The organism is Psychrobacter sp. UBA6739 (assembly GCF_002453835.1).
Taxonomy (GTDB): Bacteria; Pseudomonadota; Gammaproteobacteria; order Pseudomonadales; family Moraxellaceae; genus Psychrobacter; species Psychrobacter immobilis_A.
In genome coordinates, this window is record NZ_DKHR01000008.1 from 1 (window position 1) to 16,348 (window position 16,348).

12 protein-coding genes and 1 pseudogene are annotated in these 16,348 nt (G+C 41.1%); 7 read left to right on the plus strand and 6 right to left on the minus strand.

Features of this window, described 5'->3' with window-relative positions; genetic code table 11:
• Positions 1 to 338: 338 nt before the first annotated feature.
• Positions 339 to 2,030: a CYTH and CHAD domain-containing protein gene (locus tag B2575_RS02525; RefSeq protein WP_296240049.1), complete on the minus strand. Its 1,692-nt coding sequence runs from the start codon at positions 2,028 to 2,030 to the stop codon at positions 339 to 341.
• Between the two features lie 251 nt (positions 2,031 to 2,281).
• Here B2575_RS02525 and B2575_RS02530 point away from each other — a divergent pair, with 251 nt between their 5' ends.
• On the plus strand, positions 2,282 to 3,514 hold the full coding sequence (locus B2575_RS02530; protein WP_296240050.1) for a DUF4349 domain-containing protein: 1,233 nt from the start codon (positions 2,282 to 2,284) through the stop codon (positions 3,512 to 3,514).
• Between the two features lie 137 nt (positions 3,515 to 3,651).
• Here B2575_RS02530 and B2575_RS02535 read toward each other — a convergent pair whose 3' ends face one another.
• Positions 3,652 to 5,238, minus strand: a complete 1,587-nt coding sequence (locus B2575_RS02535) for an isocitrate lyase (protein ID WP_045444527.1) — start codon at positions 5,236 to 5,238, stop codon at positions 3,652 to 3,654.
• A gap of 690 nt (positions 5,239 to 5,928) precedes the next feature.
• Between B2575_RS02535 and B2575_RS02540 the strand changes: the two genes are divergently transcribed.
• Complete coding sequence (locus tag B2575_RS02540; protein WP_045444529.1) at positions 5,929 to 6,918, plus strand: LysR family transcriptional regulator; 990 nt, start codon at positions 5,929 to 5,931, stop codon at positions 6,916 to 6,918.
• Positions 6,919 to 7,319: 401 nt separating this feature from the next.
• Positions 7,320 to 8,702: an NAD-dependent succinate-semialdehyde dehydrogenase gene (locus tag B2575_RS02545; RefSeq protein ID WP_296240051.1), complete on the plus strand. Its 1,383-nt coding sequence runs from the start codon at positions 7,320 to 7,322 to the stop codon at positions 8,700 to 8,702.
• Between the two features lie 150 nt (positions 8,703 to 8,852).
• On the opposite strand, the gene purN is transcribed toward B2575_RS02545, so the two are convergent.
• Together purN and purM are read right to left on the minus strand one after the other, a co-directional pair.
• The gene (gene purN / locus B2575_RS02550) at positions 8,853 to 9,560 is read right to left on the minus strand and encodes a phosphoribosylglycinamide formyltransferase (protein ID WP_296240052.1); all 708 of its coding nucleotides are present in this window, start codon (positions 9,558 to 9,560) and stop codon (positions 8,853 to 8,855) included.
• Positions 9,560 to 10,609, minus strand: coding sequence for a phosphoribosylformylglycinamidine cyclo-ligase (gene purM, locus B2575_RS02555; RefSeq protein WP_201560340.1), 1,050 nt, complete (start codon positions 10,607 to 10,609; stop codon positions 9,560 to 9,562). Before purM ends, purN begins: the two co-directional genes overlap by 1 nt.
• A 341-nt stretch (positions 10,610 to 10,950) precedes the next feature.
• Here purM and B2575_RS02560 point away from each other — a divergent pair, with 341 nt between their 5' ends.
• The 3 genes from B2575_RS02560 to B2575_RS02570 all read left to right on the plus strand — a co-directional run bounded on the left by B2575_RS02560 (position 10,951) and on the right by B2575_RS02570 (position 13,958).
• Positions 10,951 to 12,057 carry an AI-2E family transporter gene (locus B2575_RS02560; RefSeq protein ID WP_045444540.1) on the plus strand — a complete coding sequence of 369 codons (1,107 nt, stop codon included), beginning with the start codon at positions 10,951 to 10,953 and terminating at the stop codon, positions 12,055 to 12,057.
• A gap of 332 nt (positions 12,058 to 12,389) precedes the next feature.
• Positions 12,390 to 13,193, plus strand: a complete 804-nt coding sequence (hda, locus tag B2575_RS02565; RefSeq protein ID WP_060491634.1) for a DnaA regulatory inactivator Hda — start codon at positions 12,390 to 12,392, stop codon at positions 13,191 to 13,193.
• Positions 13,194 to 13,268: 75 nt separating this feature from the next.
• Complete coding sequence (locus B2575_RS02570; RefSeq protein ID WP_193008733.1) at positions 13,269 to 13,958, plus strand: DUF2057 family protein; 690 nt, start codon at positions 13,269 to 13,271, stop codon at positions 13,956 to 13,958.
• 268 nt (positions 13,959 to 14,226) lie between these two features.
• On the opposite strand, the gene B2575_RS02575 is transcribed toward B2575_RS02570, so the two are convergent.
• Both B2575_RS02575 and B2575_RS02580 read right to left on the minus strand, forming a co-directional pair.
• A complete protein-coding gene (locus tag B2575_RS02575) occupies positions 14,227 to 14,703 on the minus strand; it encodes a Dps family protein (RefSeq protein WP_296240053.1) in 477 nt (158 codons plus the stop codon).
• A gap of 379 nt (positions 14,704 to 15,082) precedes the next feature.
• Entirely contained in the window at positions 15,083 to 15,742 is a 660-nt protein-coding gene (locus B2575_RS02580; protein ID WP_296240054.1) for a YcxB family protein, read from the minus strand.
• A 433-nt stretch (positions 15,743 to 16,175) separates the two neighbouring features.
• Between B2575_RS02580 and B2575_RS02585 the strand changes: the two are divergent.
• A pseudogene (locus tag B2575_RS02585) lies at positions 16,176 to 16,348 on the plus strand (serine--tRNA ligase); the annotation flags it as partial.

Below are 16,348 nucleotides of genomic sequence, written 5' to 3' on the forward strand. Positions count from 1 at the left end.
TATCCCAGATAGTTGGGAATTGGTGGCACAGATGCCATTTGGCAACATTGTTGAGCCTGCTGGCGAGAAAACGTATCAGCCAGTTAGTGAGCGTATGAAAGTGCTAGGTTTATAAAATACTTAAGCTTATAAACGTGCTAGATGTAGAAAACTGATAGTAATTTTTGAAATATGCTTAACGTTGAAGTATTACGTTTTTCAAATGGTTGAGTTTAAGCATTCAATTAAAAAAAGTACCTCAAAGCAAGCGCTCAAAAAAAGACAGCCCATATAAAGTGAGCTGTCTTTTTTATTCTAAGCTTAGTTTATTTTAAATTGAATCGACTATAAGAGCATTTTTACCGAAATATGGAGCTGTCTGTCACTTTAGCCAAGTGTTTTTCTGTGCGCTTAAGGTCTCTCACTAGCATGGCTGCAAACCAGCCAGCGCCATACAATGCACTGCTATCTGTCTTCGACTTTAATTGATAGCGCTGTTGGTACATTTTATGATTATGATATTTATTCAAAGTCTTTTGTGCTTTTGCTAAGTATTTTAGCCAGCGTTTGCTTTCCTTCTTGGCTTTTTTCTTTTTTGACTTTTTCTTATCTAATAATGGCGTGGCAAACTCACTGATATAAAGTAAGGGGGTTAACTGCTCATGCAGCTCATGCTCTGCCTCATTATCGTCTAGATCAATATTTTCTATATCGTCACTTTTTGAATCTACGTTTTCTAAGTCACTATCTTCTAAGTCAACACTTTGTAAATCATCATCTTTTAAATCATTGCTTTCTATATTAATGTTATTTGAGCCAAGGTCTTTTTTACTCTGTAGCTTTTGTACTGCTTTGCCAAGCTTTGCTTGCTGTTTGGATAAGGTTTTTGCCAGTTTATCGATGGCGAGTTGATCAGCCTTCGGTTCAAGGCTTGGGTCGCTCATGGTAAAGGCGATCAGCTCAAGTAAGGTCAGTTGAAAATCGTTGGCACAGATGGCATCTTTCGGAGTAATATTCAGTGCATCCATATCTGTTGCCCAATCGACTGTAGGTGCACCTTGCTGTTGTAAATTAGGCTCTATATGTGAGGCAAGATGGGCAAGCTCTCGATATTCATTCAATAACATGGCTGTTTGTTGTAGTATCGGCAGCCAGTCTGGATTGATTTCGTCAGAATAGCTGGCAAATGCTTGTAGGGCAGCTTGCAAGCGGACAATACCAATGTATAGTTGTAATGCATGGTCGTCCTCTTCGCTGCCAGCGACGATAGCGCTGCTATTGGGCAGTATTTGCAACAGACAGTTATGTACCGCTGCGCGCACAAAGGCAGGCATACTGATTTTCTTATCGATATTTAGCTGATCAAGGTCAGCGTGGACAGCTGGACTATGCTGCTGTTCTGTGATTAGTAAACCACCGCGCTCAGCCTTGGTTACCGTAGACAAACAAAGCTTGTAGCGCTTACACCAAGTTTTGGCGGTTGCAAATAAAAAATCGATATCTCCTGATATCAGCTCAAACTCAATCTCTTGAATAGCATCACGCTGAGTATCATCATTACCGTGAATAATTTCTCCATAATCGTACGCCATCTCGACATGGTTATTTGCATCACCATCACTACCACTATCACCCACTAGCAATCGTGTGGTGCGCTCTACATCGGTCACATATAGCCGTGTGAGATTTTTAGCCAGTTTTTTTAGCTTAAATTCAGCCAGGGCAGGGGCGACAGAGGTGTTTTTATAAATGGTTAAATCAGGCATGAGCGTATTATTATCGAGCATCGCTTGTACTTGTTCATTATCTAGTACCGCATTATGCTCTAGGCGTGCTGCAATGCCATCGCCGCCCGCTTTGATGGTCTGTACCCAAGCATCGCCTTCTTTACGGATACGCAAGCCAATGCCTGCCTCTGCAAGCTGTTGGTCTGGAGTATCATAATAATGGGCAGCCAGTTGTGTCACCTCAGAAGGCTTGACTCGTGCTTGGCGCATCAAACCTTTCAGTCGCGACTCTGGTACCAAAAACTTTAGCTCTATCTCTTGCATGATGGCTCCCGATTATTTTAATAAATTTGAATGACTACCATCGTATGAAAGCTATCGGCGAATAACAAGCAAAATTTTTTCTATAAATAATTTGAGCCAATATTAGAGATATACTTTTAGTAAGTAATCATTATAATTAACGTTAATTATTAAACAAAAGTAGGATAAAGGTGGTTGGCTTTATAATAAAAGCTAAAATATTTTTATCCAATATGTTTACCATATCTCATAAAATGCCGGATTATAAAATAATGATGCAATGCAATCAAAAGAAGTATGACACTCAGCAGTCTCATTCAATATTACTGCCTAAAGCCTTGTTTCCATCAGTTTTATGTCTACCAATAATGCTTGGGTCTGTGTTATTGATAGGCGGCTGCGATAGCTCTTCTGAATATGCAGAGAGTAGTGCTGATATGGAGTCGGTTCAGTCTGCAACGGAGGAGGTTGCTAATAGTGAGATGGCTGGCATCATGTCCGATGCGGCAGTCGATAACGCATCCAATGGCTTAGAGGTTGCAAACCTATCGAGCACTAGTGAACAGACCCTTGGTAGTCAGGCAGTAGACATTAAAATTGCGGGCAAAGCGCTATTAATAACTGCCAGTGCTGATTTTAAAGTTGAAGATGTCGTCAAAACTAGTGATGCTATTGAGAGTTTGACACGGCAACAGGCTGGTTATGTGGCACTTAGCAATATTAGCAATCATCCACGTGATAGTCGAACCTTTGTACAAGGCAATAAAAATATCACGATTACAACCTACACTCGTCAAGCTGACATGACGGTTCGTATCCCTCGCGCCAATGTCAGTAAGTTCCTAGCGCAATTACAACAGCAAGTCGCATTTTTAAATGGGCAGCAGTTTAGTGCTCAAGATGTGACATTAGATATTTATCGTGAACAGCTAGCGAGCCAGTTAAATAGTGATATGGCAAGCGAGCTTAGCCAAGAACGCCTCAATAGTAAAAATGATAAAGACCAAAGTAGCAATGTTGATGCTATTACCGCGACTTATGCGGCACGTCGTCAGCAAGAGCTTGCCAAGCTTGAGCAACTGGCTATTGCTGATAAAGTTCAATATAGCACCATTAACCTGACCTTTATGCAGCCAGATATCAGTTATAAAGAAACCACACAAAATCTAGATGTGCTATTAGATGCTGAGCAGCCAAGTTTTAGTAGTCAAGTGAGTCAAGCATTTAAAGATGGCTGGGAGATACTTAGATCAGTAGCGCTTGGATTGATACAACTGTGGTGGCTGCTTGTACTTGGCGGTATTTTTTATCTAATTTACAGAATGATAAAAGCAATCTATCGTAAATTTTTTAAACATGATCCCCGTATAAAAAATATGAAGCGTGAGCTGATGGGTGAAAATCCAAAAAGCCACGATTCAGTCGGTATACAGAGCAGTCAGGTAGAGGATAATAGCAATAATATGAAAGATGCTGATAGTAAGGATAATAACCACTCAAATTAAGAATTAACAAGCTTACAATGCCCAAAATCTTACAATAATAGAGTGCAAATAAGCAGACATAAAAAAGCCGCCCTACAATATAGGACGGCTTTCTCTATAACTGGTACTTACGAGATGTACTTATAAGTGGTCGGTGATTAGAACTGGTTCATCGTGTTCTTGCCGCCACCAGCTTTAAGGGCATTTTCACCAGAGAAGATCTCTTTGTGATCATCGCCAAGGTCAGAGCCAGCCATTGCTTGGTGCTTAACACAAGCGATGCCTTCACGGATTTCTTTACGTTGTACGCCAGCAGCATAAGCAAGCATACCATCTTCACCGAAGTAGCCTTTAGCAAGCTCATGCACGCTAAGCGCAGTGGTGTGATAAGTAGGTAGCGTGATTAAGTGATGGAATACACCTGCTTCACGTGATGCATCACGTTGGAAGTTTCTAGCCGCTTCGTCAGCTGCGGTATCAAGTTCAGTACCATCGTAATCAGCACTCATCAAGTCATCTTTATTGTAGGCAGATAGGTCTTTGCCTTCTTCTTCCCACTGAGCGATGATTTGCTTACGGAAGTTAAGCGTCCAGTTAAATGATGGGCTGTTATTGTATACAAGCTTAGCTTTTGGCTGTTGCTCTTTAATACGATCAACCATCATTTTGATGTGTGCGACGTCTGGAGTCGGTGTTTCGATCCATAGTAGATCAGCGCCATTTTCTAGAGCCGTTACACAGTCAAGGACAACGCGGTCGATGTTCGTTTCTTCACGGAATTGATATAGACCATTTTGAAGACGAACTGGACGTACTAATTTGCCGTTATGCTTAAGCAAGCTGTCGTTTTCTTTGGCGTTTTCTAGCGTGACTTCTTCCATCTCGATAAAATCGATGTACTGAGAAGCAAGGTCGCCTGGCTCATTTGATACTGGGATTTTTTGCGTTAGTGACGCGCCTTCAGAGTCAGTACGAGCAACGATAACGCCGTCTTCAACACCAAGCTCTAAGAATGCATAACGAATAGCGTTGATTTTTGCGATATAGTCTTCATGCGGTACAGTGACTTTACCTGCTTGGTGACCACATTGCTTCGCGTCAGATACTTGGTTTTCAACCTGAATAGCACAAGCACCAGCTTCGATCATTTGCTTAGTTAGCAAGTAAGTGGCTTCTTCGTTACCGAAACCTGCATCGATGTCAGCAATGATTGGCACAACATGTGAATCAAAGTTTTCGATTTTTTCTAGGATGGCTGAGGTATCTTGACCCGCTTCTTCTGCAGCATTTAGCTCACGGAAGTAGTCGTTCAATACTTTAGCATCAGCTTGACGTAGGAAAGTGTAGATTTCTTCAATTAGCTTAGGTACAGAGGTTTTTTCGTGCATAGATTGGTCAGGAAGAGGACCAAACTCAGAGCGAAGGGCTGCAACCATCCAACCTGATAGGTAGATGTAAGTTTTAGACGTAGTACCGAAATATTTTTTCTTAGCGTACATGGTTTGTTGAGCCACAAAACCATGCCATGCACCTAAAGACTGCGTGTACTGAGACGTATCATTGTCATAGTCTTCCATGTCTTGACGCATGATTTTTGCAGTATATTTGGCGATATCTAAGCCCGTTTTAAAACGGTTTTGTGACATCATACGTGCCGCATCGGTTTCGCTGATATTCTGCCAGTTACCGTGCTTTTGCTTTAATTCACGTACTAAGTCGATCGCTGATTTATATGCAGTTGACATCTATGTCTCCTTGGGGTGGTGAAAATTAGTAACTTAGAAAATTACAAGTATTGAGGTAATTTTGGTATATGTAGAAAGATGCTGGCAGAAGTGAAAATCTAAAATATAAACCTTGTGCGTTAGCAATCTCTACTAAACTATAAGAAAATTATGATAAAAGCAAATAAAACCTGTCGAATTGGTCAGCTTTTATTATTGGGTCTTTCGTTTTAGGTTGAATGCGCTTTTTTATAAGCCTTTTTTAACTGTTAAAGTGCTTATTGCCCTAAAAAGTGCCAACTACTAATTCAAGCTTAAAAATAAATGAGAGCAAAAAATTAAGTTTGCGTAATAAATGTTATGTCCGTATTTTCACATGAAAATGCGATAAAATACCTGTGGTAGTCAATCCATCAAAACGCACAGCGACTGCCTAACATTAAACAAGGACTGATTAAGCGCTTGCTAGCCACTATAGCTAGGTTACCTTGATTTATCTAGTTTATGATTATTATCTTGGGTATTTAATTTTATGATAGTATATATAAAACAATGACTTATGATTAATAATTTCAGTTATAATAAGCGTATATCAAAATAATTAATATAAAATTGTCCTTATTTCATGCTGTTATAGATGATCTATACTAGATAACAGGGCAAAAAACGCCGCGTTTGTAGTGGTATTTATTTTAAGGTAAAGAGACATATATGAATTTGCAGCGGGTAGATTTAAATTTATTGGTACATCTAGATGTGTTGTTACGAGAAAAAAACGTCACTCGTGCAGCTGAGCAGCTTGGCATTACCCAACCTGCGATGAGTAATATTTTGCGCCGGCTGCGTAAGCTATTTAATGATCCATTGCTGGTACGCTCATCCGAAGGTATGACACCGACTGAACGCGCTTTGGAGTTACAGCCTCGTATCCGTGAAATACTGGCAGATTTGACACAAGTATTAGAGCCACGCACAGAATTTCGTCCTTATAGTACCTCGCGCGTTTTTCGTATCATGACCTCAGACTATGCTGAAGCGACATTGGTACCAAAATTGGTCAAAGCATTGCGCTCAGAGGCACCAAATGTCATCTTGGATTTCTTGACGCCATCGGACGTCTCATATCGTGATATGGAGCAGGGGCGAGTGGATTTGGCGATCAACCGCTTTAATGAAATTCCGCAAAGTTTCCATCAAGTTTTGGTCTGGCGTGATACCTTTAGCTGTCTATTGTCCTCTGACAGTCCCTATGCTCATCGCTTTAATCTCAAAAATTATCTTAAGGCGCAGCACGTTTGGGTCTCTAAAACTGGTATGGGTGTGGGATTTGGTGTCAATCCAGAAAAATCTGGTGGCCTAGGTTCAATTGATCAAGCACTGCAACGTTTGGGTCAAAAACGTCAAATCAGTGTTTTTACCCGCCACTATCAAATGCCAGCCATGCTTGCAGCCAATAAAGATTTGGTTGCAACTTTGCCTACGCGTGTGGCAAAAATGCAGGCTAATAACGACAGTATCATGATGGTCGAGCCACCATTTTTTATCCCTGAATTTGAGTTAACGATGGCGTGGTCGCCTTTGTTGCAGCATCATCCCGCCCATCGCTGGTTGCGTCAGCTTATCATGCATGTGGCTCGTCAAATTGTTGACGAAGAAGAGAATCCACCCCAAGAAATTCCTGTGATGAATCATTTGTTTTAAGCCATTTGTTTTTGGCTATCGATTGCTTATTTATTAAACCAGCCCAAGCGCTGGTTTTTTATTGGCGTAATTTTACTGAAAAATCTCGTCCAAGATTTTGACCTAATGAATCAGTCAGTCACATTCTTAACATCTTACGAACACTTCTTTATAACTTGTAAAACTACTCGTTGTACATTTTGCTATGATAAATCCCACTTAAGAAAAAAGACAAATACATAGCCTATTGTTAAGTTATACGACAGTATCGGATTTCATAAAATCGTTGATAAAGTTGTTCAATTTAACCAGATATGTTTATAAAAATGACCATTCTTGGTTTATGTGTTTCTAAGTTTTCAGATGTTGAAGCGATAAATTTTTAAACCAATAAAATAGTTTAATAAATAAGGATAATAATCATGGCAGATATTACTACTATAAACCCAGCAACGGGTGAAGCGATCAAAGAATATAATTACATGAGTAATGATGAGGTGAGCAAGATTGTTGAATCCTCGCACCAAGCATTTACTGAGTGGCGTAAAACCAGCCACGAAGCGCGTGCAAAAGTCATCAATTCTATCGGTGAGACATTGCTCAAGTACAAAGAAGAGTTGTCTAAACTTATGACTGAGGAGCGTGGTAAGCTTTATAGTCAGAGTTTGCAAGAAATAGATTTGTGTAAGGCGATTTGCGACTATACCGCAGAAAAAGGGGTGGCTGCACTTGCTGACGATGAACGTGATATTGAAGGCTTGAAGAAAGGTATTGTGACTTATCAGCCTATCGGAGTCATTTATGGCATGCAGCCATGGAACTTTCCTGCTTATCAAGTATTCCGTTATACCATCGCAAATCTGATGGCAGGTAATAGTATTTTACTCAAGCACGCGTCAAACGTGACTGGTTCAGGCTTGTTAATCGAAAAAATCTTCCATGAGTCAGAGTTACCAAACGATTTGTTCCGTACTATTTTAATCGATCACGACCAATCAGAGGCATTAATCGGTCATGACAAAGTGCGCGGTGTCACACTGACAGGTAGCGACGGTGCTGGTAGCATTGTGGGTCAGCAAGCAGCAAAAGCCATTAAAAAGGTGGTACTAGAATTAGGCTCAAACGATGCCTTTATTGTCTTAGAAGATGCTGATGTAGAGTTAGCGGTAGAAACTTGTACCCAAGCGCGTCTCATTAATAATGGTGAAACTTGTGTCGCCGCTAAGCGTTTTATCGTCGTTGATAGCTTATACGATGATTTCCGTGAACGCATTGTCAAAAAATTTGCAGATGCTAAATCTGGTGATCCGATGGATGATGCCTCTGATCTTGGTCCATTAGCCCGCAAAGATTTACAAGAAAAATTGCATGAGCAAGTAGAAGACAGTGTGGCAAAAGGCGCAACGATTGCTGTTGGTGGTCAATTGCCAGAAGGTAAAGGCAGTTTTTATCCAGCAACTATCTTGGAGAATGTCGAAAAAGGCCAACCTGCCTATGATGACGAATTATTTGGTCCTGTCGCCTCATTAATACGAGCCAAAGACCAAGATGATGCATTACGCATTGCCAATGACAGTCGCTACGGTTTGGGCGGTGCTATCTTCTCTAAAGACGAAGACAAAGCCATTCGCCTAGCGCGTGAAGAGTTTGATACTGGCATGGTCTATATCAATGGTTATGGTCTTGCAAATCCAGCGTTGCCATTTGGTGGAGTGAAAAACTCAGGTCATGGTCGCGAGCATGGCGGTTTTGGTATCAAAGAATTTGTAAATATTAAAGGGCTACATGTTCATAAAAGTCAATAATAGCTGACGTCTTCGGGATTAATATGCTTTAGAAGATTTTAAAGGTAGCTATTATAAAGCCCAGTCATTCATTGAGTGACTGGGCTTTTTTATGCGAAGAGTTTAAGTTTGACAGTTGGTGCCTGATAATTTGTGACTGTCGTTGTTTACTCAGTCGTTCAAATATAGTTTTAAAGGTAAGGCTGGCAAAAAGGTGTTTTTCTGATGTGATGATGAGTTATCTTTCAGCGAGAGTGCGCCTTTCGCCAATAAGAAAATCGTCCAAGGGAGCAATTGATGCTCAAGCTTTTGCACGCGTGCTTGCAAGCTATCGGCAGTGTCTCTTTGATGTATCTCTAACAGCGCTTGGGTCAAAACAGTACCCGCGTCGAGCTCAGCGGTGACGACATGAATACTACAGCCATGATGTCGCTCACCTGCTTGTATCGCACGCTGATGGGTATCAAGGCCTTTATAGACAGGTAGTAAAGAGGGGTGCAGATTAATCATCGGCGCTGGTGCATTATCGATAAAATCTGCACTCAAGACACGCATAAAACCAGCTAACACAATGAGATCTGGTTGCCATAAGGCTAGTTGGCTGCTGGCATGGGTTTCAAAGGTCTTGATTCCCATGCGTTTGCCGCTAGCAACATGTGACAATACTGCCACTGGAATGTCAGCGTCTTTTGCACGGGTGATGGCATAAGCATCCTCACGGTTACTAATGACGCCAACAATCTCAATTGGCAGTGCGCCAGCTTGCATCGCATCTATCAGTACTTGCAAGTTGCTACCACTACCAGATACCAAGACAGCAATGCGCAAAGGCTTACTGTCTTGACGTGTATTGGTTGATATTAACGATATTTCTGACATTAACGGTACACCACAGCATCCGCTTCACGCTTCACCATTTCGCCTAATTGCCAAGCTTTTTCACCAGCATCATTCAAAGTTTGAATAGCCGCATCTGCTTTATCTTTAGGCACGACAATGACAAAACCAACGCCGCAGTTAAAGGTGCGGTACATCTCGCTTTGTTCAATATTTCCTTGGGTTTGTAACCAAGTGAATAGCTCTGAGAACTGCCAGCTAGTCGTATCAATGCTAGCAGCTAAATTCTCTGGTAATACACGTGGTAAATTATCGGTTAAGCCGCCACCAGTGATGTGTGACATTGCATGTAATACTGAGCTACCAAGAGTATCTTGTAGCGCTTTAATCGCTTTAACATAGATGCGAGTAGGAGCCATTAACGCGTCTTGGATAGGCTGACCATCTAATTGCTCATCGCTGCTCGTCACATCAATGCCGCTGACTTCGATGACTTTACGTACCAATGAATAACCGTTTGAGTGTGCACCACTTGAAGCAAGAGCGATCAATACATCGCCTTCCGCGACGTTTTCGCCAGTGATGACTTCCGCTTCTTCGACCACACCGACACAAAATCCAGCCAAGTCATAATCGTCGTCTTGATACATACCTGGCATCTCAGCGGTTTCGCCGCCGATCAGAGCACAGTTTGATAGCTTACAGCCTTCACCAATACCTGTGACCACAGTCGCTGCTACATCAATATCAAGCTTGCCAGTTGCATAATAGTCTAAGAAAAATAATGGCTCTGCACCGCAAACCAATAAATCGTTGACGCACATGGCGACCAAGTCGATACCGATAGTGTCATGACGATTCAGCTGTAATGCCAGCTTGAGCTTAGTACCGACGCCGTCAGTGCCTGACACGAGTAGAGGAGAGGTGTAACCAGTTGGTATACGACAAAGCGCTCCAAAGCCGCCAAGTCCGCCCACAACCTCAGGACGAGAGGTGGCTTTTGCCACTGATTTAATACGTTGTACCAACGCATCGCCAGCATCAATATCAACACCAGCATCTTTGTAGCTTAAAGAAGGCTTGTTACTCATGGTCATCTCACAAATTTTATAGGGAATGAAGGTCTGTCAGTAGAAAATCGAGTTGGTCGTGTTAATTCTGAATATAGTGCGCGCATTATACCCAAAAATGACCCTTACTCGCAAAGCAACTTGCGGATATTTGGCGGATATTTCACGAAGACTGACTTTAAGTGGTAAATAAAAAGTTAAGAAACAAAAAATGACGGATTTTTTGCTGTACTCTGCGATAATGGAACGCTAAATTTATTGTCGATAACAGTTCGCTATTACGCCGTTGTTGTACGATAAGACGTATCATTTCTTTCAATTATGCTCCCATCTTAAATCAGCCTATCATAGGATTCCTTGTCATGATGAACCAACCAATAGATCCTTTTTTTCGGCGCTTATTTATTGTCGTTGCGATGGTGGTGGGTATATTATTACTGTATTTGATGATGCCAGTCATTATACCGTTTGTCTTTGCTTTCGTACTGGCTTACTTGTTCAATCCGCTGGTCAAACGCTTATCGAAGTATATCAAACGCTGGGTGGCGATTATCATTGTCTACTCCACCATCACTTTAGGAATGGTGCTACTGCTTTGGTGGTTAATACCGACTTTGTGGCATCAGTTGCAAGCGGCGTGGGAGTATCTGCCTAAGGTCTTAACTTGGTATAATGAAGTCGTACGTGAATGGTTCGTTAACAACAGTCGTATCAATCTGCCAGAGTTGGAGTCTAAAGGGTTTTCTGAGACATTGGTTGAATACATGCAGACCAATTATAAGTTTGAAGATGCCAGTACCATGATGAACCAAATATTGGTGTCGAGCATGAACTTTATCAATAATGCTGGACTCATTGTGCTAGTACCGATTTTAACCTTTTATTTTTTATTCAATTGGGATCAGCGTCTGCAAACATGGAAGCTCGCGATTCCCGCTGCGTATAGCAAAAAAGTCATTCAAATTGCTCGAGAGTGTGACCTTGCATTGATGGCATTTATCAAAGGTCAGCTATTGGTGATGGTATTATTGGGTGCGATTTATGCAGTGCAATTACAGCTTATTGGGCTTGAGCTTGGGCTGATTATTGGTATGGTTGCCGGTATTGCTAGCTTTGTTCCTTATTTGGGTTTTGGCATTGGTTTTATAGCTGCCATTATCGCCTGCCTGTTCCAGTTTGGGCTAAATTGGACGTATTTGTCGCTGATCGTCGGAGCGTTTTTAGTTGGGCAAGCCGCAGAAGGTTATATTCTACAGCCGTTACTATTGGGTGATAAGATAGGTCTATCGCCGCTTTGGGTGATTTTTGCCGTATTGGCAGGCGCAAGCTTATTGGGTTTCGTTGGTATGCTAATTGCTTTACCTGTCTCTGCCGTGCTTAATGTACTGTTTCGCCATTTATACATCTACTATCGTTCGACAGATTTTTATAAAGGTCGTAAGCAATTGGCTTTGTTTGAGAAGAGATAAGTATTTTATCGTTAAATTGATAGAGTCATGGGGAATTAATAGTAAATGGTGTGAGAGATAAACAGTGATGGATAAGGCTTAATAGGTAAAAGACTTGTCAGTCATTTTGCAAATATGTTATATATAGGCGCAGTATTGACAGTATCAGCCGTTATCCAGTTGGTCGTTAACAAGATGACTTTTGATTAGGTAATTCTCAGATATACTCTCGATTAAAACAACGAGATGCTAACGCAGCAAGTTTATATCAGGTAGTATAAGAGCATCTCAAAGACAGTTATTAATAATTTATCCTTTTATTTATTGCATTACGCAAAACGAGTTGATGATTCATGGCAGAAGCACAGCTAAGTCTCAATCTGGACATTAAGCATGATGCAAGTCTAAGTGACTTCGCCGGTCCTGGTTGGATGTCGATTATTGATGCAGTGCGGCAACTACATGTCGGCCTGATTGGTCAGCTGTACCTATTTGGCAGTCCTGCTACGGGCAAGTCGCACTTATTATCTGCTATCTGTGAGTCATTTATTGAGATGGACAAGTCAGCGATTTGTTTGTCACTCAATGAGTTGATTCATACCGATGTGCACGTCCTCTCATCTCTAGAAAACTTCGATCTAATCGCGATCGATGATTTAGAGGTATTGGAGCAGAGCAGTCAATGGCAAGAAGCCTTATTTCATTTGATTAATCGCAGTCGTGAAGGTCAGCGTCAATTGTTGTTTGCAGCCAATAAGCCTGCTGGTGATTTGCCCTTTCAATTGAGGGATTTGCTGACTCGTTTGGCACAAGCACCTACGTTTAAAGTACCCAATGGTCATGACTTAGCCGACCGTCAGGCGTTATTACAATCTATCTTGCGTCGACGTGGTTGGCAGTTTGATGATCGAATTATTGATTATTTGCTTACTGAGGGACCACATCGCATCGGTGCGATGATGGAAGTACTCAATTATATTCAGCCGATGTTTTCGAACCTTGGGCGTAGCAATATATCCAAAGCCGTCATCACTGACGCATTGCGTACCATTGATGAGCAGACTCTAGCAGCAGAGCTTGCTGATATTGCGCAAGAGACACAAGTAGATAACGATTCAGCGGAACAAGATCAACATACGATGCCACTCGATTTTTAGCATTAACAACTAAAGTCTTTTATCTAAAGCGCTTTTACTATTGCCAAAACGTTTTCACTATTAATGGAATCACTTATGAAATCCAATGCTTCTTTGCTAAAAAAACTGACCATCAGCACGTTGCTTATTGGTGCAGGCTCTGTCTCTATGCTGTCGCATGCTGAAGTAACGCTATTGGTTGATGACCATATCAAAGTTACGGCTATTAATGGGCAAGAAGTGCAGCAGAGCGCTTTTCAACCATTGACTAAAAAGTTCACGCTTCAGCCGGGTCAACATGCGATTACTGCGAAGTATGATCGCTTATATGACTTGCGCCGTGATGAGCATGATTATTTACGTTCGGGTAATGTGAGCGTGACGGCAGAATTGGCGGACAATCAAACCTATCGTCTGACCATGCCGAATCAGCCAGAAGAGTATGCAGCAGCTAAAGAATATGCCAAACGTCCGATACTGGCAGTAGAGAAAAACAATACTGTGGTTGCAAGTCAGCAAGGTATCGCTGGTAATCAAGGTGGATTGTTGTCAGGTTTAGGCAAGGCGTTCGGCGGTGTGTTTGGCGGGGCAGATGATGCAGAGCTACAGAATCAGCGTGCGATTGCCGCATTAGATCAACCAAATGTGAATACGGGTACGGTAGCGACTACTAAGCAAACCACTAGCGTTAATTCATCTGCTAATACCTTAGATCAATTTATGCAAATTTGGTTACAAGCCACGCCTGCTGAGCGCGAAAAAATGCGTCAATGGATGCAAAAATAAGGTTTCATTAGCAACAGCAAGCACAAAAAAAGCACCTAAAGTAGGTGCTTTTTTTATGATCTAGATTTTAGGGCGTGTCCTCAATTCAATCAATTACTCTCTAAATGGGCTAAAAATGGCTAAATTTTGTTAAACATCGTCAAATAGCTTATCAATATCTCGATATTAACAGCGCTATCTTCCTTGGTTAACTGCAATTTATCTCATTTTTATCACCATTTTTAAAATGAGGACACGCCCTAGTGATGTACTGTTTCATTAGTAATGATTAACCCAAAAAGGCGTTATACATCCAGATGAGCTTTTCTTGCTCTTGTACATAGGCATCTACGAGGTCAGCTGTCCCTTGATCTTCGCTGTCTGCTGCTAGAGCAGATACTTTACGCTGCTCTGTAATTAAAGCTTGTAAACCAGTTACCACGCCTTTCACACAAGCATTGCCATCTTTGACATTTTTATCTTCTTGAATGCTAGTATGTTGAGTAAAATCGCTATAAGCATGCAGCGGTGTGCCGCCCAAAGTTAAGATACGCTCAGCGATTTCATCAATTTGTAATTGTAGCGCGGTATACAGTTCTTCAAATTTTGGATGCAAGGTGAAAAAATGCTCGCCTTTTACATTCCAGTGATAGCCACGGACGTTTAAATAAAAGACGTGATAAGTTGATAATAAATTGTTTAGTTTTGCAATGACTTCGCTCATGTCAGCTTTTTCTAGACCGATTTGATTAGTAGCGTTACTCATAATATTATCCTTATAGTTTGAGTGTTGATATAAAACATTAAGTGAAGAAGATGAGAAGTGTAGCAACTCGTGTGCTGCATTACTATGCTCTTTAATATATTAACGCTTTTCAGCCTTAAAAAGTAACAATCTTAGAAAATAGTATGATAAAACTGCCATATAGAATGGCGTCAGCTTAAGCTAAAATTATAACTATACATTCATGTAATTTAGAGTAATTATCACCTTTCTTTCTTTTGATAACTATTATAATAGCAGAGCACCATAGATAAGTTAATTTCAATAAATTTATAATTACGATTGGTTTTGTAAAAAGTATTTTTTATTGATCATTTCTTTATCGCTCATATAGTAAGCGATAAAGAAGTCTTCTACTATTCTATGCTGGCGGCTGTAAGTTTTCAGGGTTTAAACCTTTAACGGGGATAACTTCTTGCAAATGCTGACGTACCGTATCGATCGGAAACTTCTGTGCTTCTAAGCGCTTTGGCACAATTTGGCTGCCTTGTTGACCTTTCGTCTCAAACATCATAAAGATATAGTCGTCCGTCTCATCCCAGCTTTTGACAGCTGACCATGGAATGACGGCTTGCTGGGTCGTACCTGCTCGCATTTGCATGCCGCGCATTTGGTTGTTATTAAATGTGTCAGGCTGATTCACTGGCATCGCCATGACGAGGCCATGCTTTTGTACGCCCAATTTCATCTGACGCATCTCGTCTGGCATCTCTTGATCGGCCACTTGCTTGTCAAACTCTCTTTTGACATACCATTTAAAGCCAAGGGTACGAACCAGTAAATAAATGACGACTGAAACTAGCATCAGCCAAAAGATAATGGTTGAGTAGCCTGTCACAAAAACCAACCCTGCGATCGCTAGTGCCACGGTTACCGCCATAATGATCCATTCTTTCATTTTGATACTTTTTAGACCGAAAGAAGGGCTGGCACTGGCAAATAGCTCGTATTGTGCTTGGTGAAATTCTGCCTCAGTTAGGTTTAAGGCAACAGGTTGTAGCGTATAGGGGTACAAGGCCATAAAGGTTTCTCAAATACTCGTATTGAAAGTGTTGGGTTTAAATCGACAAAACGTAGCAGCTACGTCGTACTTGGCTAGAAGTCGAATAAAAGGTATGCGCTTATCTTACCGAAAAGTACCCCTAAATGAAACATATAAGCCGTTCTGTTCGTTGATAGAGGTGATATTAATGGTTTTAACAAAGATAGGCGAGGCTTATTGAGGTAAGCTGAACTTTGAGAGATGCATTTAAAGCAAATATAACTGGCTACGGATAATGAAAGTACTAAATGAAAATTCAATCAGCAGAGGTCAAAACATGGTCAAATCTGCTGTGTCTTGGTATTATAGCGGCTATCACTTATTTTGATAAAATCAGCACCTTTAAAAACAGTATCTTTAAAAATAACATTTTCGAACCTCTTCCTCACTTCTAGCGTTACAGGCAACTATTATGATTGATCCAAAACTCTTACGCGGCGATTTAAGCGATTTACAACAGCAACTGGCCACTCGTGGTTATGCACTTGACATAGATTTTTGGCAAACGGTTGAGTCAGAACGTAAATCTTTGCAGATCAAAACCGAAGAGTTGCAGTCGAGCCGTAATGCGGGTGCTAAGCAAGT